18 protein-coding genes, 1 tRNA gene and 1 pseudogene are annotated in these 21,435 nt (G+C 36.1%); 1 reads left to right on the forward strand and 19 read right to left on the reverse strand.

Translation table 11 applies throughout. The features are described 5' to 3' along the window. Positions 1-81 precede the first annotated feature (81 nt). From AC6I2O_RS09425 to AC6I2O_RS09475, 11 genes are all read right to left on the reverse strand, one after another. On the reverse strand, positions 82-1,194 hold the full coding sequence (locus AC6I2O_RS09425) for a nucleoside hydrolase (RefSeq protein ID WP_497742468.1): 1,113 nt from the start codon (positions 1,192-1,194) through the stop codon (positions 82-84). A 380-nt stretch (positions 1,195-1,574) separates the two neighbouring features. Then, entirely contained in the window at positions 1,575-2,837 is a 1,263-nt protein-coding gene (locus AC6I2O_RS09430) for a trigger factor (RefSeq protein WP_497742469.1), read from the reverse strand. A gap of 542 nt (positions 2,838-3,379) precedes the next feature. Continuing rightward, positions 3,380-5,020: a hypothetical protein gene (locus AC6I2O_RS09435; protein WP_497742470.1), complete on the reverse strand. Its 1,641-nt coding sequence runs from the start codon at positions 5,018-5,020 to the stop codon at positions 3,380-3,382. A gap of 373 nt (positions 5,021-5,393) precedes the next feature. Further along, complete coding sequence (locus tag AC6I2O_RS09440) at positions 5,394-6,248, reverse strand: tyrosine-type recombinase/integrase (protein ID WP_497742471.1); 855 nt, start codon at positions 6,246-6,248, stop codon at positions 5,394-5,396. A gap of 156 nt (positions 6,249-6,404) precedes the next feature. Further along, positions 6,405-6,476, reverse strand: a tRNA-Arg gene (locus tag AC6I2O_RS09445). A 126-nt stretch (positions 6,477-6,602) separates the two neighbouring features. Beyond that, the gene (locus AC6I2O_RS09450; protein WP_120393664.1) at positions 6,603-7,475 is read right to left on the reverse strand and encodes a DUF3881 family protein; all 873 of its coding nucleotides are present in this window, start codon (positions 7,473-7,475) and stop codon (positions 6,603-6,605) included. 17 nt (positions 7,476-7,492) lie between these two features. Then, entirely contained in the window at positions 7,493-8,779 is a 1,287-nt protein-coding gene (serS, locus tag AC6I2O_RS09455; protein ID WP_120393663.1) for a serine--tRNA ligase, read from the reverse strand. A 160-nt stretch (positions 8,780-8,939) separates the two neighbouring features. Further along, entirely contained in the window at positions 8,940-9,458 is a 519-nt protein-coding gene (locus tag AC6I2O_RS09460) for a DUF4446 family protein (RefSeq protein ID WP_120393662.1), read from the reverse strand. Positions 9,459-9,532: 74 nt separating this feature from the next. Further along, a complete protein-coding gene (locus tag AC6I2O_RS09465) occupies positions 9,533-10,453 on the reverse strand; it encodes a ParB/RepB/Spo0J family partition protein (protein ID WP_497742472.1) in 921 nt (306 codons plus the stop codon). After that, the gene (locus AC6I2O_RS09470) at positions 10,444-11,220 is read right to left on the reverse strand and encodes a ParA family protein (protein ID WP_497742473.1); all 777 of its coding nucleotides are present in this window, start codon (positions 11,218-11,220) and stop codon (positions 10,444-10,446) included. Before AC6I2O_RS09470 ends, AC6I2O_RS09465 begins: the two co-directional genes overlap by 10 nt. A gap of 180 nt (positions 11,221-11,400) precedes the next feature. Continuing rightward, entirely contained in the window at positions 11,401-12,042 is a 642-nt protein-coding gene (locus AC6I2O_RS09475) for a hypothetical protein (protein ID WP_497742474.1), read from the reverse strand. A 645-nt stretch (positions 12,043-12,687) separates the two neighbouring features. Between AC6I2O_RS09475 and AC6I2O_RS09480 the strand changes: the two genes are divergently transcribed. Further along, a complete protein-coding gene (locus AC6I2O_RS09480) occupies positions 12,688-13,626 on the forward strand; it encodes an alpha/beta fold hydrolase (protein ID WP_497742475.1) in 939 nt (312 codons plus the stop codon). Positions 13,627-13,735: 109 nt separating this feature from the next. On the opposite strand, the gene rsmG is transcribed toward AC6I2O_RS09480, so the two are convergent. The 8 genes and pseudogenes from rsmG to rpmH all read right to left on the reverse strand — a co-directional run bounded on the left by rsmG (position 13,736) and on the right by rpmH (position 21,108). Then, complete coding sequence (rsmG, locus tag AC6I2O_RS09485; RefSeq protein WP_120393675.1) at positions 13,736-14,467, reverse strand: 16S rRNA (guanine(527)-N(7))-methyltransferase RsmG; 732 nt, start codon at positions 14,465-14,467, stop codon at positions 13,736-13,738. 96 nt (positions 14,468-14,563) lie between these two features. Further along, positions 14,564-16,482 (reverse strand): annotated as a pseudogene (gene mnmG, locus AC6I2O_RS09490) (tRNA uridine-5-carboxymethylaminomethyl(34) synthesis enzyme MnmG). Continuing rightward, complete coding sequence (mnmE, locus tag AC6I2O_RS09495; protein ID WP_497742504.1) at positions 16,448-17,830, reverse strand: tRNA uridine-5-carboxymethylaminomethyl(34) synthesis GTPase MnmE; 1,383 nt, start codon at positions 17,828-17,830, stop codon at positions 16,448-16,450. Before mnmE ends, mnmG begins: the two are co-directional and overlap by 35 nt. Before the next feature lie 243 nt (positions 17,831-18,073). Next, entirely contained in the window at positions 18,074-19,036 is a 963-nt protein-coding gene (jag, locus tag AC6I2O_RS09500) for an RNA-binding cell elongation regulator Jag/EloR (protein ID WP_497742476.1), read from the reverse strand. 14 nt (positions 19,037-19,050) lie between these two features. Further along, on the reverse strand, positions 19,051-20,313 hold the full coding sequence (locus AC6I2O_RS09505) for a YidC/Oxa1 family membrane protein insertase (protein WP_497742477.1): 1,263 nt from the start codon (positions 20,311-20,313) through the stop codon (positions 19,051-19,053). A 15-nt stretch (positions 20,314-20,328) separates the two neighbouring features. Further along, the gene (gene yidD / locus AC6I2O_RS09510; RefSeq protein WP_120393653.1) at positions 20,329-20,538 is read right to left on the reverse strand and encodes a membrane protein insertion efficiency factor YidD; all 210 of its coding nucleotides are present in this window, start codon (positions 20,536-20,538) and stop codon (positions 20,329-20,331) included. 13 nt (positions 20,539-20,551) lie between these two features. Continuing rightward, positions 20,552-20,920: a ribonuclease P protein component gene (gene rnpA, locus AC6I2O_RS09515; protein ID WP_120393674.1), complete on the reverse strand. Its 369-nt coding sequence runs from the start codon at positions 20,918-20,920 to the stop codon at positions 20,552-20,554. Between the two features lie 53 nt (positions 20,921-20,973). Next, positions 20,974-21,108, reverse strand: coding sequence for a 50S ribosomal protein L34 (rpmH, locus tag AC6I2O_RS09520; RefSeq protein WP_120393652.1), 135 nt, complete (start codon positions 21,106-21,108; stop codon positions 20,974-20,976). Positions 21,109-21,435 lie beyond the last annotated feature (327 nt).

Below are 21,435 nucleotides of genomic sequence, written 5' to 3' on the forward strand. Positions count from 1 at the left end.
ATTATCCCTGAAAATTTTTATTCTATACCAATCAGAATTTACCTTTTGCTGCTGATCAGCAGATCTTCCTTTTCAATCTTCTTATTCTTGAGGCGCCATCGTAAAATATTCTACATACAGATCCATAAAATGTTCCACATCCATATCAAGAAGAACTTCTACTTTCTTTGCAAGCGGATTGATCACAAAATCATCCGGTCTGCGCGGATTTACCCGGTATCCAATCGAACGACCGTAATTCATCCCCATCGTTGTATCAATGTCCAGAGATCGTTCCTCAGAACCAGTTACAAAGGATGGGTCCAGAAGATAAAGTACTGTTACCTCATCCCAGAGTGTATTGGTATAATCTGGATTTCCTTCGTGATTCGGTCCGGAAATTTCCATAAACAACTTCGTTGCATACGTTTCCGGAGCAGCTTTTATCTTTTCATACGTATCATACGTAATACGAGCCTTCGCACAGATATCCTTCGGTACAATTACCTGACGGGCAAAATCGCTGTTCAGGCAAATCTTAATTGCTTCCGGATCTGCCCACCAGTTAAATTCCGCAGCCGCTGTTGTATTTCCTGGAACATCAATCGCACCACCCATATAAACAACCTGTTTTACAAGAGGAACGATTTCCGGATAACGTTTTACTGCCATCGCAAGATTTGTTCCAGCTCCAACACAGATGATCGTCACTTCTCCGGGATACTGCTTTACCTGTTCTGCAATAAAATCTACTGCATGTCCCTCCTGAGGCTCTATTGTCGGATAACCAATCACAGGCTCCTCCGGAAGATTCAGATAAGAATCCGGACGCGGCCCCCCCATATATCCGATATTTCCGCCCACAATGCCTGTCAGCATACCATTTTCAAGATAAGGCGTATGATCTCCCATCAATGGCTCTCCCATACCCATATAAACCGGAATATCCGTACGTCCTGCAAGTTCCAGATGGCGAAGCGTATAAGCTGTACTTGCTTCCACCCAGTTATTGCCAATTACCGTTGTAATGCCCAGTAGATCAATCTTTCCGGAATTGAGCATCATAAACAGAGCTTTTGTGTCATCTCCGAATACTCCATTATCAGTATCAAAAATAACTTTCATTTTTTCAGAATTCTCCTCACTTGCCACTGCGGAAGCTCCACAGATCAACAGTAACGCCACTGTTAACAACATCATTATTTTTTTCTTCATTTTGAAACCCTCCTTTTCTTTCCTTTTCTCTTTTAAAAACGAAACGTTTTTTAATTTTTGACAAAATCTTATCATTAATATAGAATTTAAAATTTTCGGATAATTTTTTATATTTTTCTGAATAACGTTTCATTTATATTTAAATTATATATAATATTTTTCATATTACCGTGATAACTGTCACTTTTTGGTAATTATTTACATAATTACAGAAAAAATATTCTTTTTAATCTTCTGATATGCAAAAATGGGCTGCTACAACATGCAGCATTCCTACAACCTATGATTTTGATGACTCTTACATCTATGTCATAGATTGTATGGATTCGCCGCTTTGCAACAACCCATTTTGTTCATTCAATTTAATAAGATTTTTTTAATTACTCCTGTACTGTTACATTTTCTGTCAGTGCTTCCAGTGCCTTTGCCTGAATCATATTCAGATAAGCGCTCTCTTTGATCGGATCTCCACCACTTTCGTACATTGCTTCAAAAGACTCATATCCATAATTCTGAGCCATAAGTTCATAATCCGCATCAGTAATTTCTATTTTTTCTGTTTCCAGAATCGCATTAAAATACAGTTCCAGATCCATATTCTCTTCTGCCATATCTACAAGCTCTTTCTGGAATTCTTCTTCTGTTATGCCGATAGCTTTCTCAAGAAACTCAGGTAATTCCATACCGTATCTTTCAGCGCTTGCTTCGTAATAATCTTGAATAAACGCTTCGGTATATTCCTTCAGCCCTTCCGGATAACCATTGATTTCTGAGGCTTCTTTTAACATAGAAAAAGCTTTATCATGCAAAGCTGATGTTTTCTGTTGTTCCAGATCTCCATCCATATAACTGCGCACATATTCTGTGTATGACGCAAGATCACTGAAATCACCATTTGTTACTGTACTTACAAGTTCATCTGTTATCTCCGGTACTCTTTTTACGGAATTCACAGTTACCGTAAATACAACCTCCTGGCCTGCCAGATCTTCATTTTTATATCCCTCCGGGAATGTCAGATTCAGATCCACCGTATCCCCTATCTTTACACCAACAAGTCCTTCTTCAAATCCTTCAATAAACATCCCGGAACCGATTGTCAGATCATGGCCTTCTGCTGTTCCGCCGTCGAACGCTTCTCCGTCTTTTTTTCCAACATAATCAATGTTAGCAGTATCGCCTTCCTCAACTGTTCCTTCTGTCAATTCCTCTGCTACGCCATCCACAGAAGCAGCTATACTTTTTAAACTGCTTTCCACATATTCGTTAATTTCTTCATCCGTATATACATCAGGCAATCCCAAATCCTTCTGGTTAATTACCAGATCTTTATAATCACCAAGTGTTACAAAATCAAGAGCCTTGTACGTCGGCCGCTCCATTGCTTCCTCCGTTTCCTCCTCTTTTGTCTCTGTTTCTGTTTCATCGGCTGCTTCTTCTGTCTCTGCTTCTGAAGCTTTCTCTGTCGTTGTTTCCGTTTCCTTTGCCTCTGTTTCCGCTTCTGCTACCTCGGTGTTTTTCTCTTCCGTTTCCTCTTTACTCTCCGTTTTTGCAGAAGCTGCTGTTGCTGCCATTCCGTGAACAGATGCTGCTGTAAGACAAAGGCTGCAAGCCAGCACTGCCATCAAATACTTTCTTTTCATGTTGTTTCTCCTTCCATTTTATAATTGTGGTTGGGCAATTACAAAATTTTTCCAAAGTCAAAACCAATATAAAATGAATAAAAAAGTTACCTCTTAACTTTAGCTTCTTATTTCTATTTATTTTATCTGGGTTCGTCCATCTTCACACAGTTTCGCAATCACCAAAATACTTTTCCTTTTATACCAGGAATCTATGTATCCAGAAACAGTATACTCGCAGGATGTTAAAATTCTGTGTTCATAATCACATAAATAGAAATAAATTTTTTTAATTATGTCCAATGTCTCCTCCCTTGTTCCTGTCCAGATAGAGTGCATTCTGCCCTCATAGAGTAAAAGGGAAAACCTACAAAGAAGGAATGGAGTATAAACACAGCACCAGCTGGAAAATAAAATTACAGATAACCCCGACAATTCGCTCTTTGGTCAATTTTAAACATTTCTATTAAAAATGGAGCCATTGCTCCATAGATGGTAACTCATCTATTTTACAACGACTCCTCCAAAAAATTTATATAAGATAAGCTTTTTTATTACTCTGTCTATTTTGAAGCTTTTTTCTTACTTCTTTCCCCTGCCAGTACGCCAATAAATACGATTGCTGCCAGCATGAGGAAAACCCAAAGTGCAATGTTTGTACTATCGCCTGTCTTCGGAGCCACTGTATTTGAATTTCCGATATCTGAATTACCCGGCTTGTCAGGTGTTTCTGGTTTTTCAGGCGTTTTCGGCTCGTCAGATGTTTCCAGCTTGTCAGATGTTTCTGGCTCATCGGATATTTCTGGTTTATCAGATGTTTCTGGCTTATCAGATATTTCTGGCTTATCAGATGTTTCTGGCTCGTCAGATGTTTCTGGCTCGTCAGATGTTTCTGGCTTATCAGATGTTTCTGGCTCGTCAGGTGTTTCTGGTTTATTCGTATCTTCCGAATCTGTCGGTTTATCCAGGTCATCAGGATATTTTTTCTTCTCATACACAACATGAATGCCATAATCTTCTGTTATATTCTCAAACGTATAGCTGTCCGGATACTGCGTGATGTCTACAGGCTCACCGTTTACCATCACACTTACTAATACATATCCTTCGTTCGGCTGATATTTGATCGTCTTGCTATCACCCTCATTTGCGGTTGCATCCGGATCAATCGTTCCGCCTTCTACGGATGTAGTTATAATATAATTAGCTTTTTTGAACACAACATGGATTGAATAGTTACCAAATATAGGCCCTTCGCCATAGCTGGATGTATACCCGTACTCTTTTATCTCGTTTTTGTCATACACACGCTCGACCCATTCCCAAGCGCTCAAACGTGATTCATAGCCTACTGTCAAACTTTCTATGACGTATCCTGGGTTTGGCTGATAGTGAACCTCCCATGGTAACCCAATAATTATAGATTCGCTTGGGTCAATGGTTCCGTTTTCTACTGATGTAGTTACTGAATACATTATTCCAAATGCAACTGAGATAAAATGATTCCCATCTATATTCTCAAATGTATAGCTATCCGGATATTCCTTAATATCTAGATCTTTGCCATCCACTATCACCCGGAATAAGGCGCATCCTTTATCCGGCGCATAGTGTATGGTTACAGTATCTCCCTCATTTACGGTTATACTCGGGTCGATGGTTCCCCCATCGGTTCCGGCTGTAGTATATATTGTATACTGTTTTTTATACACAACATGGATGTCATGATCTTCTTCTATATCCTCAAACATATAGCTATCAGGATACTTCGTGATATCTACATCTATGCCATCCACCGTCACACTTACTAAGACATAATTTTCTCCCGAATCTTTGTCCGGTTGGTAATTGATTGTCTTGCTATCACCCTTATTTACGGTTATACTCGGATCGATGGTTCCACCTTCTACAGATGTAGTTATCATAAACGACGCGCTGTCTGTTTCAGTAACAATATCAAGCAGAGGGTTTTCCATTATATCCTCAAATGTATCATCGTCTGGATTCCCCTCTATATCTTCCGGCTCCCCGTCTACCATCCCATTTGTTAAGACGGGGTCTTCGTTCAGCGTGTTTTCTGACTGCATTTCTGGAACCGTTTCAACTGCAAAAGCATTTACGGAGACATTACTTATCACGATGCTGCAGATAACAAACGAAACCAAAAATCGTTTGATCAAATTTGTTTTTGTTCTTTTTTCCACCTTTCTTCTTCCTTTCTATATGTTTAAAATTTGCCTTTTCGGCATCTATGTAATACAACATAATTATAGTTATGTTGTATTACATAGATCGGCTTATTTTTTATTAGTTTTTTAACGAAAAACGAACTTAAAATCATATAAATCCAAAAATTTCTGTACAAATCATGCCATTTATGATAATGTTAAAACATGGTAAATTTAAGTGTAATAGATCAATTTTTGGGATATTCTGAAGTTAATGCAAGGGATTGTGTACATGCCTGAGTTTCCTAATAAAAATGTACAAAATATATTTAGAATGGAATTTCAGATTCATAACGATAGAAACTATTTCAAATTCAGATATTACATAAAACAAACAACATAACTATAATTATGTAAGCAACGAAAGATGATCTAACCTCTTTTTATATTCTTTTGCACTTGTCGTCGTATAGATTCTTGTTGTTTCCACACAGGTATGTCCCAATATATCAGCAAGCCCTATGATATCTTTATATTTTTGATAGTATACGCTCGCAAACAAATAGCGTAAATTGTGCGGATAAATTTTTTTTTCTAAAACTTTTGCTTTGATTCCCATTTTTTTCATTTCTCTCCATACGTTACTTCGATTGACTGGCTTTCCTGACGCCGTTATAAATATTTTACCTTTCCCAATTTCAGCCTTATTCGCATAGTAGAGTAATTTCTTTTTTAATCTGTCAGGTATCAGGATCATTCTGACTTTTCCCTTATTACTGATCTGAATCTTTCCCTGTCTTACAGCGCTGACTGTAAAATATTTTAGTTCGCTGATTCGTATACCGGTAGAACCGATTGTTTCCATAATCAAAGCCAGTCGTTTCTCCCCTGTTTCATAAGCCTGTTTTACCAGATCCTTGTATTCTTTTTCGGAAAGCTCCTTCTCTTCCTCTCTAAATCCTGAATTCTGGACCTTGATTCGTTTTACTTTATAGTGGCTTAATCCTGAGAACTGTAAGAATTGGTTTAGGGCTGCCAACATTGAATTTACACTTGTTACTTTGTATTCCTGCCTTATTTTTATTTTGTAGTCCAGGACCTTTTCCCTTGTAATACATTTTGTTTCATCCAGAAAAGTGTAAAATCCTTTTATATCTCGTACATATTTTTCAATTGTCGCCGCACTCCTTTCTTCTTCAAAAAGATATTTTTTAAACATTTCGATGCTTTGTACTGATATTTTATTTTCTTTTTCCTTCTCCATTTTCATTCTCCTGTTCGTATATCGTCTTTATCTTTCATTTACTATTTTGCTGATTTGCATGTAGCAAATCAAATTTCTTACATTTGTGCTTACCTTTAACCCTTCACACACATAAAAAACAGCACTTTTCATCCCTGAAAAATGCTGTTTTTTATACGTTCCCTGCGAGAATCGAACTCACAACTAGCGCTTAGGAGGCGCTTATTATATCCATTTAACTAAGGGAACTTATCTATTATATTGTTAAAATATATCTTGCAAACCTTATAGCTTTTAAAAGTATAGTATACTGAAAGATGCTTTTCTTCGCACGGTACAGTATACTATATTTTTTCTGAAATTACAAGCAGGCGTTTATTCAAAATTTATGATTCCCTGCAGCCATATGGTCCCTTTGAAACGACGTCCAACCTCTACATCGCCCGTCAGATCCGCTTCATTGATACAGATATCAAAATTCATATCATTACATTCTACATTTAACTGATAGATATATTCTTTTGTAACAGAATTTCTCACCTTCATATAGGAATTAATATTTCCCATGATTTGGTATTTATCACATTCTATTCCATATGGCATAAAAAAGGTATCTACGATAGTATAAATGTCCTCTTCATATACCCTTCGCGAGAGCATAGAATACAAATCCATATCCTCAATGGTAAGACTCTCCATTGCCTCAGGATCGCCGTTTTTGGCAGCGCTCAGCAGCTGATTGCGCTTTGCCGAAATTTTCTTCTGTGAATCTATCTGATCGCTGTTTTTGCAGACCGGAAGCAGGACCATTCCGCTTGTCGAAAGCCCTGACAAAGTCGTTGCTGTCTTTCTGGTGAACAGTTCATTCAAAAGCTGCTCACGACAATAAACGGCTGCATTCTGAAGATAAAAGATCAGAGAAACGCCAATACGTCCATCGTCACAGACACCAGAATATGCGTTTCCGCTGACTTTTTTTTCTACCGTCACATCTTCCTTTGTTGTAATACCATTTCCCTTAAAATAAGGAAAATAATATTGTCTGTGGAAACCATCCTGATCGAGGTTTCCACAAAGTTTTATACCCATATCCGGGGCAAATTCTTTCTCCATCTCCAGAAAAACGCTCTGTTCCTCTTTTATCGTTTCCCGGCGATCAAAATTCTGATAAATTTCATCCAGAAGATTTTCTGCCTCGGCTTCTTTTTTTAAATTGCTAAAGCCTATTGCTCTTAAATAAGAATGCATGTTTTTCTCCAGATTTACTATTTGACAGTAATCAACTCCATGCCACCCATATATGGACGCAATGCTTCCGGAATGCGCACAGTTCCATCTGCATTCAGATTATTCTCCAGAAATGCAATCAGCATTCTCGGCGGAGCTACTACTGTATTATTTAAAGTATGTGCGAGATACTTTTTGCCATCTTTACCATTTACACGAATTTTAAGTCTTCTTGCCTGTGCGTCGCCAAGATTGGAGCAGCTTCCTACCTCAAAATACTTTTTCTGTCTCGGTGACCACGCTTCTACATCTACAGATTTTACTTTCAGATCAGCCAAATCGCCGGAACAGCATTCCAAAGTACGAACCGGTATATCAAGTGTGCGGAAGAAATCAACCGTATTCTGCCACAGCTTGTCAAACCACATCATACTGTCTTCCGGTTTGCAGACAACGATCATTTCCTGCTTTTCAAACTGATGAATCCGATAAACACCACGTTCTTCAATGCCGTGCGCTCCCTTTTCTTTGCGGAAACAAGGAGAGTAGCTGGTCAGTGTGTATGGAAGATTTTCTTCCGGAAGAATCTGATCAATAAATTTTCCGATCATAGAATGCTCACTTGTTCCGATCAGATAAAGATCTTCTCCTTCAATCTTATACATCATAGCATCCATCTCAGCAAAGCTCATAACTCCTGTCACAACATTGCTGCGAATCATATAAGGAGGAATGCAGTACGTAAATCCTCTTCCAATCATAAAATCTCTTGCATAAGAAAGAATTGCCGAGTGAAGTCTCGCCACATCACCCATCAGATAATAAAATCCGTTTCCTGCCACTCTTCCTGCAGCTTCCATATCAATACCATTAAATTTTTCCATGATTTCTGTATGGTATGGAATTTCAAAATCAGGTACCAGAGGTTCTCCGAATTTCTGTACCTCCACATTTTCACTGTCATCCTTTCCGATCGGAACAGATGGATCAATGATATTCGGAATCACCATCATATTCTTCAGAAGCTTCTCTTCCACTTCTTTCTCACGCTTATCAAGCTCAGCAGTCCGTGCAGCATTCTCTGTTACCTGTTTTTTTACCTCTTCAGCTTCTTCCTTTTTTCCCTGAGCCATCAACGCGCCAATCTGCTTGGATATTTTATTACGGTTTGCGCGAAGTGCCTCAACTTCCTTTTTAATATCTCTATTTTCCTGATCAAGCGCTAAAACTTCATCTACAAGAGCCAGTTTTTCATCCTGGAATTTATTCTTAATATTCTGTTTTACTATTTCTGGATTTTCTCTTACGAATTTAATATCTAACATGTTCTGCCTCCATTAACATTTTATCTTTCAGAAGCCTCTCATAGCTTCCATACAATCGTTTCAAAATCAAAAATACTCAAAGAATCTAATATTGCAAACTTCCAGGCAATTTATGCCACTGTTCTTAATCATATAACATTTATTTTTACAAGTAAAGGGGCTAACTTGGCATATCGTTAAAATAATTAACAGCCTGACGCAGCGCCTCCTTTTCCTCCTGTCCTAAAACGACGTAAGACTCACCCTTTACTATTTCTTTAATATAGGTATAACAACCTTCCCGCCCATGAATTGCATTCAGTACAAATCCTGAATCACTCTCATCCAGCATAGCAAGAGCAAAACTCAGCCTTCCTCCGACATCTGGAAATGCATCATATTTTACGATCCCTATTTTGTTGGCTGTACGGCTTTGCACATCTTTGATTCTGCGAATTTCATTTGCATGAATCTTGTTCAGCTCCACAATTTTATCTACTTCAATAAACTTTTGTGCAAAAGCTTTTTCCAGTGATGTTGCATCTCTTCCCTTCATAAAAATGCGATATCGTTTCATAAAACGTGTCATCTTCATGGATACCCTTACCATGTAAAGAAGCACAAATATCATAATTCCCATCATAATAATTACTATGATGCCCGGGTCAATCCCCAATGAATTTAAAATATTACTCTGCATTTATCTTCCCCTTTTATACAAATTGCATTTGTTTTAGTAAATATAATAAGTGATATTTCGAATCTATGACTTTTTCATGATTGATCACTGTGAATCGACTGAAAAAGATAGAGCAATCGTTCCAATTCTTCATTTGAATAATAATCAATTACTATTTTTCCCTGATTGTTCGCTTTGTGATTAATGGAAACCTTTGTTCCAAGCAAGGCCTTCATCTTTTCAGCAAAATCCTCATAAACAAATTCATTTTTGTTTTCTTTCTTATCCGTTTTTGCTTCCTTTGTCATGGATTTCATCAACTTTTCCACATCGCGCACATTGAGTTTTTCGTCAAATACGCGCTGCGCCAGTCGATATTGCAGTTCTTTATCCTCAACAGCCAACAAAGAACGGGCATGACCTGTCGAAATCATATCATCGATCAGCATTTGCTGTACACGTTCATCCAGCTTCAAAAGTCGCATTGAATTTGTAACAGCTGTTCGGCTTTTTGAAACACGCTCTGCCACTTCATCTTGTTTTAGATGAAATTCTGTAAGAAGCCGTTTAAAGGCAATTGCTTCTTCAATTGGATTTAAATTTTCTCTTTGTATATTTTCGATCAAAGAAATTTCTACAATCTGCTGTTCCGTAAAATCTTTAATAATAACAGGAACCTCTTTTACACCAGCTAATTTTGCTGCTCTCCATCTTCTCTCGCCAGCTATTATTTCATAATAGCCATCTCGCTTCTGAACAATCAAAGGCTGTAGGACACCAAACTGTTTTATTGAATCTGCCAGTTCAATGAGAGCATCTTCATCAAATTTTTTTCTTGGCTGTTCCCTGTTTGGTTCAATCTCTGTTATTTTTAATTTAATTTCTTCTTTTTTAATTACTGTCTTTACAACAGTTTCCTTTTCTTTTACAGTTTTCGTTTCCACTTTATTGTTTGTCTGTTTATTAGGAATTAGAGAATCCAATCCTTTCCCTAATCCTGTTTTTTTTACTGCCATTCTTCATCTCCCCTATGTATTACTTCTTCTGCCAAAAGGCGATATGCTTCTGCTCCTGCAGATTTGCTGTCATATGCAGTAATAGGCATTCCATAGCTCGGCGCTTCTGCCAAACGAACATTTCTCGGTATAATACTTTTATATATAGTTTGTTCCAGATTGCTCTTTACATTTTCAACTACCTGTAAAGAAAGATTCGTTCTGGCATCATACATTGTAAAGACTACACCTTCTATTTCAAGATCCGGGTTCAATCGGTCTTTCACTAAATCAATTGTGTGAATCAACTGACTTAATCCTTCTAATGCATAATACTCACATTGTATTGGCACCAGTACTGTATTCCCCGCACACATTGAATTGATCGTAAGCATATTTAACGAAGGTGGACAATCAATAAGAATAAAATTATACTTATCTTTTACTAGTTTCAAAGCATTTTTTAAAAGATTTTCTTTATCTTCTACTCCTATCAGCTCAATCTCTGCTCCTGCAAGATTAACATTAGAAGGAATAATAGATAAATTTTCATATATATTTTCTTTTATACATTGACCTATTTCTGCCTCACTGAGTAAAAGCTCATATACTGTATTTTCTTCTGTATCCTTATCAACGCCAAGCCCACTCGTTGTATTTCCCTGAGGATCCATATCAATAACAAGAACTTTTTGTCCACTTTCAGCAAGGGAGGCAGATAAATTAATCGTAGTTGTTGTTTTTCCAACTCCACCTTTCTGGTTGGCAACTACTATTATTCTCCCCATAATAATTATTTCTCCCTTCATTATTAGCTTTTATAAGTATATCACTAATTTAATTATTATTCTATAAAAAATGTTTCACGTGAAACATTCCTCTCTTTTACACAAAAATAATATCATAATTATGAAAGGATATTAAAATATGACGAACCTCATTTATAAATTCTTTTAAAGATACTCAAGTCACTCATTTTGTTTTTTTATTATTTCACTATATCTCTTTATTTCCTGTTTCATACTGTTAAGTTCTTTTTTACATCTATTTTTATTTCCATTTAAAAGAGCTAAACATAGTTCCGTTTTTGCATATAATTCAGATAAGAATTGTTGTAATACTTGATCGGATATTTCATAATCCAACTCACGGTTTAAATCTATTAGACTGTTTTCCTGCTTATTATTAACAGAGTTATTATTAGTTTCTTTTTCTTCCTCTTTGCTCTCATCCTCTATAATAAAATTTTTTGGACTAAAAAATTCATTCTGATCATTCGCATCTTCCTTTTCAGAATTTTCTAATTCTGCAAACATTTTTTCATATTCTGCCTTTTTTTGTAAATGAGTTTCTATTAAATCACGAACATATTCAATCTGCTGTTTAATTTGAGAAACAGAACTTATTGCTTTTTCTATTTTTTGACCAATCTCAGTATCTCTATTTCTCGGAGAAAAAATATTCGTATGGGTATTATTTTCCCTTTGTAATGACTCAGACCATTCTTCTGCGCTTGAAAGTTCGTTTAATAAATCTTTCATCTGTTTTTTTAATTTATCTAAAGTTTGATCATTTTCATCTGCTAATTTGTTAATATACTTTTTTATCATAAATAAATTCACACCTACTTAATTGATTAATTTTTTTAGGTATTTTATAAGACTCTAACTATAATCTCTTATGCTAATTCCATATAAAAAATCCTGGCATACATTTTTTTGTTATTTATATCATACATGAAAAAGAGTTAAAATAAAAGGGAAATTATTGGAGATTAAAATGTTTCACGTGAAACATTTGAGATTGAATATTTTACAATTCTATCTTATATTTTATTTTTAGGATTCAATTATTTCATTATTTGCAATCAATATTTATGTTGCTATTTTAGCCTTTTTATTCCATATATACTTGTCAATAAAAGGTATTGTGATATAATTAATATTATTATTTGTTACGTAATTTTTTTTATTTCCGTTTTGATAATATAATAACTAATTATTTCAAATACTATTAGTATTTAAGATTTTTCAAGACTATTTAACGAAATATGAGCCAATATATTCTTTTATTAATTTCAAAATTTATGTGAGACTATATTCTCAATAAGATTGTATAAATTTCTAAAAGTAGACACAGGGCATCATATAAAATAATCAACTTTTTTTCTTTTATTATTTACATGATGCTATATTTAGCCTACTATATTACAATACTTACCTTTGCATTAATTTTAAATCCAAAAGGAGACTCTTATGAAAAAATCAAAATCTTTTTTTAAAACTTGTATTACTGCACTTGGTTTAATGCATTGTATGAATGAATATATTAATTCTACATTTATTTCCCACTCGATCCACAAATCCGGGGGTAAATTTTATCATTGGAAACATGGAGATATCTATTACACTGTCTCTGATCATGATTCATTGAAAAGTCCAATTCTTTTGATTCATGATTTAACTGTATTTTCTTCTGAATATGAGTGGCATTCAATTATAAAAGAATTATCAAAATCGTATACTGTTTTTACACTTGATCTCATTGGCTGCGGAAGATCAGATAAACCGCAACTTACTTACACAAATTACTTTTATGTGCAAATGATAAACGATTTTATTACTGATGTCATTGGTCTTCCAACAAAAGTTGTTGCAACGGGATTATCCTCTTCTTTTGTTTTAATGGCCAATTTTATGAACAAAAATCTATTTTCTGAAATCGTTATAGTTAATCCAAAATCACTTACTTTATTGAAAAAGGCACCTGATACTTCTTCAAAAGTACTGAAAAAATTATTGAACCTTCCTATTGTCGGAAAAACTGTATATTATATGGCTGTTAATAAGCAAAACACAGAATACTATTTGACAGAAAAATGCTTTTGCAATCCATTTCATTTAACACAATCCATAACAAAAGCATATTATGATGCTGCTCATACTTGCAGCGGGAAAGGTAAAATGCTGCTTGCCAGTGTAGATGGATTTTATATTAACATCGACATTACCAAAGCTTTAAAACATGCAGGTAAAAATATAACTTTGATTTTGGGAGATCACAATGAAAATATAACGGATATTGAAAATTCCTATACCAGATTAAATCCGGAAATATCAACAAAGATTATAAAAAATACAAAGCTTCTTCCACAATTAGAAGATCCTGATACATTCTTAATGTTCATAAAATAAAAAAGCTATTACATTCATATAAAAACATATCAAATGAAAAATTTCCTTTAGATTTTTTTCTATCTGATATGTTTTTATTTTTCATGCAATAGCTCTGTTCATGATTCTTCTATCCTAAAGGCTCTTTTGATGGCATCCCGGCTTTTCTTGGATATTTTAAGGGTGTCCCTCGTTCTTTTTTTATAACAATCAAAGCACGACCAATCTCACTATCAGGAAGTAAAAAAGTTTTCTTTTCCTTTAGTTTTCCACCAAGCAGATAAAATGCTTTTTTTGCTCCTTCAATTTCAATATCGATATTTATCGATTTATAAGATATAAAACAACCATCTTTTTTTACAAAAGGAAGACAATATTCTGATAAAGAAGAAAGATTTGCTACTGCTCTGGAAACACACAAATCAAACTGTTCTCTGTATTCTCTTTTTCTTGCTGCATCCTCTGCTCTTGCATGAATTGCTGTTATATTTTCAAATCGAAGTTTATCGATTAATTCATTTAAAAATAAAATTCTCTTATTTAAGGAATCAAGCAGCACAACTTTTAAATGAGGAAATACAATTTTTAACGGAATTCCAGGAAAGCCTGCCCCTGTTCCTACGTCTATGAGTGTATTTACTTTTTCCAGATCAATAACTTTTATAAGTGATACACTGTCAACAAAATGCTTTAATACGACTTCCTCATATTCTGTTATCGCAGTCAGGTTCATAACTTCATTTTTTTCAATTAAATATTCATAATAAATTAGAAACTGTTCCATTTGTTGCTCGTTTAATTTTAAGCCTATTTTTTCAAAGCTTTCTTTTAAAACTAACTGATATTCTTCCACTTTTTTCATAAAAAAGCCTTCCAATCCTTTCAATTCCCCTACTGCCATCTCTCAATCAAAACTCAAATCATGAAAACCTGCCTCTTCATGCAAAACAGGACCTCTTTATAAATGAAGATTTTTTTCCAGATAAATCAACAAGACGGAAATATCTGCGGGCGAAACTCCGGCAATACGCGATGCCTGGCCGATCGAGGCTGGCTGGTACTGTTTTAATTTCTGCCGCGCTTCAATCCGAAGGCTTGGTACCTCATCGTAGTTCATATTTTCCGGTATTTTCTTCTGTTCCAGCTTTTGAAACTGTTTCACCTGATTTAACTGGCGTTGCAGATATCCTTCGTATTTTATATAAATATTCACCTGTTCTCCTATATCACAGGGAAGATCCGGTCTTTCCGGGTCCAAATCAGAAAGCATCTCATAGTTTAATTCCGGGCGCCTTATCAATTCTGCCAAAGTAACAGAGGATTTTAATTCTGTACTTCCACAAACTTTCAAATATTCCTGAATTTCTTTTCCTGCCCCAATATGTACTTTCCTGACTCGTTCTATTTCTTTTTTTATTGCTTCCTTTTTCTGAAGCAGTTTTTCATATCTATTATTATCAATAAGTCCTACTTCATATCCTTTTTCTGTAAGACGAATATCTGCGTTATCCTGTCGCAATAATAGTCGATATTCTGCCCGAGAAGTCATCATTCGATAAGGTTCCCGATTTTCTTTTGTTACCAGATCATCAATTAACACGCCAATATAAGCTTCTGAACGATCCAGAATCAACGGAAGCTTCCCTTTTATTTTCTGTACTGCATTAATTCCTGCAATCAATCCCTGTGCCGCTGCTTCTTCATATCCTGAGCTACCGTTAAACTGACCGGCACTGAATAATCCCTGAATATTTTTAAATTCCAGCGATAACTTTAATTGTCTTGCATCAATACAGTCATATTCAATTGCATATGCGTTGCGAACGATTTCAGCATGTTCCAGTCCCTTGACACTTCGATACATGTCAATCTGGACATCCTCTGGCAGGGAACTTGACATTCCTCCAATATACATTTCATTCGTATGTATTCCTTCTGGTTCGATAAATACCTGATGCCTGTTTTTATCCGCAAATTTTACAACTTTATCTTCAATTGAAGGACAATATCTCGGGCCAGTGCCCTCGATCATGCCAGAATAAAGCGGCGAACGATCCAGATTCTGTCTGATAATCTCATGTGTTTTTTCATTTGTATAAGTAAGCCAGCACGATATCTGCTCTTTCTGAACAGATGCCGGCTCTGTAGTAAAAGAAAAAGGAACAATTGTTTCATCGCCTTTTTGCTCTTCCATTTTTGAAAAATCTACGGATTTTCTGGAAATACGGGCCGGGGTACCTGTCTTAAAACGATATAACTCCACTCCGTTTTTTTTGAGCGAATCGGTAAGATAATTTGCCGCCTGCAATCCATTTGGTCCCGTATAAGAACTGATATCTCCGTAAATACATCTTGCTTTCAGATATGTCCCTGTACAAAGCACAGCAGCCTTACAGTGATAAACGGCACCTGAATATGTTTTTACTCCTGTCAGTATTCCTTCTGAAACAAGAAGCTCTGTCACTTCCATCTGTTTTATAATCAGATTTTCCGTCTGCTCCAGAACCTGTCTCATACTTCTTGAATAGTCGGATTTATCCGCCTGTGCGCGAAGTGAATGGACGGCAGGTCCTTTTGATTTGTTCAGCATTTTAGACTGTATAAACGTTTTGTCAATATTTTTTCCCATCTCTCCGCCGAGAGCATCTATCTCGCGTACAAGATGTCCTTTTGAGCTTCCTCCAATATTGGGATTGCATGGCATCAAAGCAATACTGTCAACACTTACGGTAAACATCACTGTTTTCATTCCGAGCCGCGCGGCTGCAAGAGCCGCTTCACATCCGGCATGTCCTGCTCCTATTACTGCAACATCAATAAATTCTTCTACTCTGCCCATACTTTATTTCCCCATACAAAACTTTCCGAATATTTCATTTATCAGGTCTTCACTTGCTGTTTCGCCTGTAATCTCTCCAAGCGCTTCACACGCACTCATCAGGTCAATCGTAAAAAAATCCTCCGGCATGCCAAACGAAATGCTTTCCTGTACTTTTTTCAAGCTTTCCTCTGCGCGAATCAGCGACGCTTTCTGCCTGGCATTCGTAATATAAATCTCATGATTAAAAGAAATATTTCCTGTATAAAACATTTCTTTAATCTTCTTTTCCAAAAGATCAATTCCTTTATTTTCTTTTACAGAAATACTGATAATGGGATACTCTTTTCCGATAAAATCTTGAATCTTTTCTTCCGTAGTTTCCTGTACAAGATCTGATTTATTTAACAAAATAACTGCCTTTTTGTCTGACAAATAATTGAGAATTTCTCTGTCATTTTCATCCGGCTGTGTGGAAGAATCTACTACATAAAGAATTAAATCAGCGTTCGCCGCCTTTTCTTTTGCTCTCTCCACACCAATTTTTTCTACCATATCCTCTGATTGACGAATCCCAGCCGTATCTATAAGTTTTAACGTAATGCCCTCGAAATGAATGGTCTCTTCAAGCGTATCTCTTGTCGTTCCTGCTATATTTGTGACAATTGCTCTTTCCTCACCAATCAAAGCATTCATAAGAGAGGATTTTCCTGCATTTGGTTTACCCAGTATGACCGTTTGTACTCCCTCTTTGATGAGCCGTCCATTATCCGCGGATACAATAAGATCTTTCAATTCTTTCAACATATTCCCTGTCTTTTCCGCCAGTCCTTCCGGATAACCTTCTAAACTGATATGCTCCGGATCATCTAACGCCGATTCAATAAAAGCGATCTCATAAAGTATATCTTCTCTTAACCTTTTTATTTTCTGAAAAACAGAACCCTTTAACTGGCTTAAAGAACTCTGAAGGGCATATTCATTTTCAGACTGAATAATATCCATAACCGCTTCTGCCTGGGATAGATCAAGCCTTCCATTCAAAAAAGCACGTTTTGTAAATTCTCCGGGTTCAGCAGGTCTTGCTCCATGCTTAATGACAGCATCCAGCACCTTTTTCATCGCATACACACCGCCATGACAGTTAATTTCCACCGTATCTTCCGCAGTAAAACTTCTAGGGGCACGCATCAGAACAACAAGAACTTCATCCACCGGATCATCTCCATCATATATATATCCATAATGAACTGTATGAGAATCCTGATCTGCGATTCTCTTTCTGTTCTTTTTGGAACGATAAACGCGATCCACAACAGAAATTGCTTCACTTCCACTTACACGTATAATTCCGATTCCTGAACCACCTGCCGCAGTAGAAATTGCTGCAATCGTATCTCCCTTCATCTTTCTGCCCCCATCTCCTGTTTTATGCCAACCTATCATATCACATTTAACATACTTTTTCATCAGATTATCCAATTATTTTTTATTTAAGAATCTTATCACTACGCTTATACAATTAACTTTTTTTAAGCGTCTAAAAAATAAGACCCCGTATCTTGCAAGAAAAAGAAGGAGTGAATACTTTCTGAAACTCCTTTTTTTCTGTAGGATACGAGGTCATCCTCTTACCACACTATAACTAATCTACTGTTTCTTCCTTAATGTAACTACCACTTTTCTGCACGGCTCATCCCCTTCACTATGTGTTGTGACATAAGGATCATTCTGAAGTGCAGAATGAATAATTCTTCTCTCATAAGGATTCATCGGCTCAAGAAATACTGGGCGTCTTGTTTTCTTTACTTTAAAAGCAATATTCTTTGCAAGATTTTCCAGAGTTGCTTTTCTTCTCTCTCTGTAATCTTCTGTATCAAGCTTTACTCTTACGTAGGAAGCTTTTCCTTTGTTTACAACAAGGCTTGTCAGATACTGAAGTGAATCAAGCGTCTGTCCTCTCTTTCCAATCAGAAGACCCATATCCTCGCCGGAGAGATCAACGGACAGAGTATCATCTTCATATACAGACTTCACTTCCACATCCATTTCCATTGTACGTAGAACATCTTTCAGGAACGTTTCAGCTCTGCGAATTGCTTCCTCCGGATTTGCCGGTATTCTTGGCTGCTTTGGAGTACTCTCTTCTTTTGCCGTCTCTTCCTTTATTTCTTTGGTGATTTCTTTTGCTTCAGGTTTTTTCTCTCTTCTCTTTTCCTGCTTTTCTTCTCTCTTGAATTCCTTTTTTACTTCTTTGTGGAACTCTTTGTTTTCCTTCTTTTCCTCTTTCTTTTCTTCTTTTTCTTCCTTTTTCTCTTTACTTATTTCTCTGCTAAATTCTTTATTCGTTTCCTTTTTGATCTCTTTTTTTGCCTCTTTTTTAATCTCTTTTTTTGTTGCTTCCTTGTTCCCGAATACCTCTTTTAACAGATCATCGTCCGTATATTTCTTTTTTGCTTCGATTACAGCTTTTTTTCCGCCAATTCCAAAGAACCCTGCTGATCCTTTTTCAATTACGGTATATTCAATATTATCTTTACTTGTTCCAAGCAAAATGGAAGCCTCTGTCAGCGCGTCTTCCACTGTTTTTGCTGTTACTTTTATAGAATCCATAATCGGCCTCCCTCTTATTTCTTTCCGTTTCTCTCATTAAACTGTTTTACCATTTGTGCCTTTGATGCAAGACTTCCAGGCTTTGCAGTCGTTGTATTTTTATAATAATCCGTTGATTTTTTTATCTTTTCATCCCGTTCTTCCTGAGATATTTCTTCATGTTCAATATTTTTCGTATTGATCTTTGCAGTATTTGATATCTTCTGGGGCGGCAACCCCTTTTTCTCTCTCTTTTTATTCGCTTTTTCCAGATTCTTTTTCAAAATTTCGTCCAGATCAAGCTTATCAATTTTTTTATTGATAAAGAACTGTTGAATACCTCTTACTACTGCACCGGCAATCCAGTAAATACCCATACCGACAGGAAGCGTCAGACAGAATACTGCGGACATCAGCGGCATTACTGTATTCATGGTTTTCATGGTATTTGCCATGGTATCCGCCTGTCCATTCGTATTAGCATTTGAATTTGGATTCATTGCAGTCATCAGCTTTGTATTTAACCACTGAGATAATGCGGAAAGAATCGGAATCAAGGCTGCTCCTATCGCAAGAAGAATTGCTCCCGTGGAAATTGCACGCATAAAAATCTGCATAGGTGCATCTGCAATATTTAGTCCAAGAAAATAATTCATCTTATCGACATGTGTCTGTGTATCTGTTACTGTTTTTGCAATATCCGGAAATTTATCAGCAAGCGCTGTCCAGTTATCCGGTTTGAATTTATACATGACATCAATCAGTGTGTTTTCTGTCATCTCTTTGAATGTAACAGAATTAGCCTTTGCCATCTCTGCCATAAATTCTTCCACACCAGACATTGTCATCAGCTTCTGTGCCAGAGGAAGAAATGCATTCTTTACAGAGGTAACATAAGCTGGAATATTCCAGATCACGCGATAAAGTGCAAACAGAATCGGCATCTGTATGATAAGCTGCAAACAGCTTCCCATCGGATTTACACCATATTTTGCATAGACAGCCTGTGTCTCTTCATTCATTTTCATCATGGCTGCCTGATCCTGATTTTTACCTTTATATTTTTTCTGAATTGCCTGTAATTCAGGATTCATTCTTGCAGACAGTCTTGAAAACTTTTGCTGCTGAATCGTAAGCGGCATCAGGATCATGTAAATGACTATCGTAAATAAGATAATACAAAGACCGATATTTGCGATACCGATCTTTTCCTGAAGCAAGAATATCGCATTCATAATATAACCAAGCAGACTGGCCACAGGTCCTATAATGAATGTTGTACTTTTTGTCAATAACATTCTTTAAATTCCTCCTCATGGAACGGGATCATATCCGCCTTTTGAAAAAGGATTACACCGTAGGATTCTCCATACAGCCAAAATACCTCCTCTGAGAGCTCCGTATTTCTGAATCGCTTCCAGACCATACTGGGAACAAGTCGGAATATAAGGACATCTTGTTCTTTTCATCGGCGAAAGATACTTCTGATAAAATTTGATCAGATAAATCAATAATTTTTTCATTTTTTACTTCTTCTTAAACCTTTTTTTCCGCTTCTTTTTCCTGTTCTGCATGCAAAATACCATGCAGACGTCCAAGATGAAGCAGTGCGCTCTCGATATCAAAGAAATTTTTTTCTTTAGCGCTGGGCCTTGCAATAATCACAAGATCAAGGCCATCAACAAATTTTTCTTCATTTAAACGATAGCTCTCACGAATCAGCCTTGTAATTCGATGTCTTACTACACTGTTGCCAACCTTTTTACTGACTGATATACCAATACGGTTTCTCTGCGTATCCTGCTTTAACATATACATGACCAGATATCTGTTTGCATAAGATTTTCCTTTTCGGTAAACACGCTGAAAATCACCGTATTTTTTTAAGGATTCTGAAAATACCATATTTCGTTCCTTTAAAAATTTTCTGATAAAAGAAAAGGCCACAAATCTGCGGCCTATGCTGACAATACTTTTCTTCCTTTTGCTCTTCTTGCAGCTAAGACTTTTCTTCCGCCTGCTGTACTCATTCTCGCTCTGAATCCATGAACTTTTGATCTGGATCTCTTTTTCGGCTGAAATGTCATTTTCATAAACGGGCACCTCCTTTTTTCTAACCAAATCTATGGTAATAATGGTATTGATTGGTCATGTATATTTTAAGAAAACATCGCTTCAATTATATTCAATAATATAAGGGAAGTCAAGCATTTTATAAGGCTTTCACGGTTTATAAAAAATATGTGGATAACCTTCTTTCACTTCATACACATAGATAAAATATCCTTATTTCTTGCCTTTTTTCTTTTGTTCAAGAACTTTTTCACACACTATTGAAAAGTTATCCACAACTTATCAACAAATTGTGGATAAACTTACGTAAACTATTTTTCTTTCTTTAATGGTAACAAAAAGGTAAT

This window comes from Blautia sp. St.27G3, from assembly GCF_059728505.1.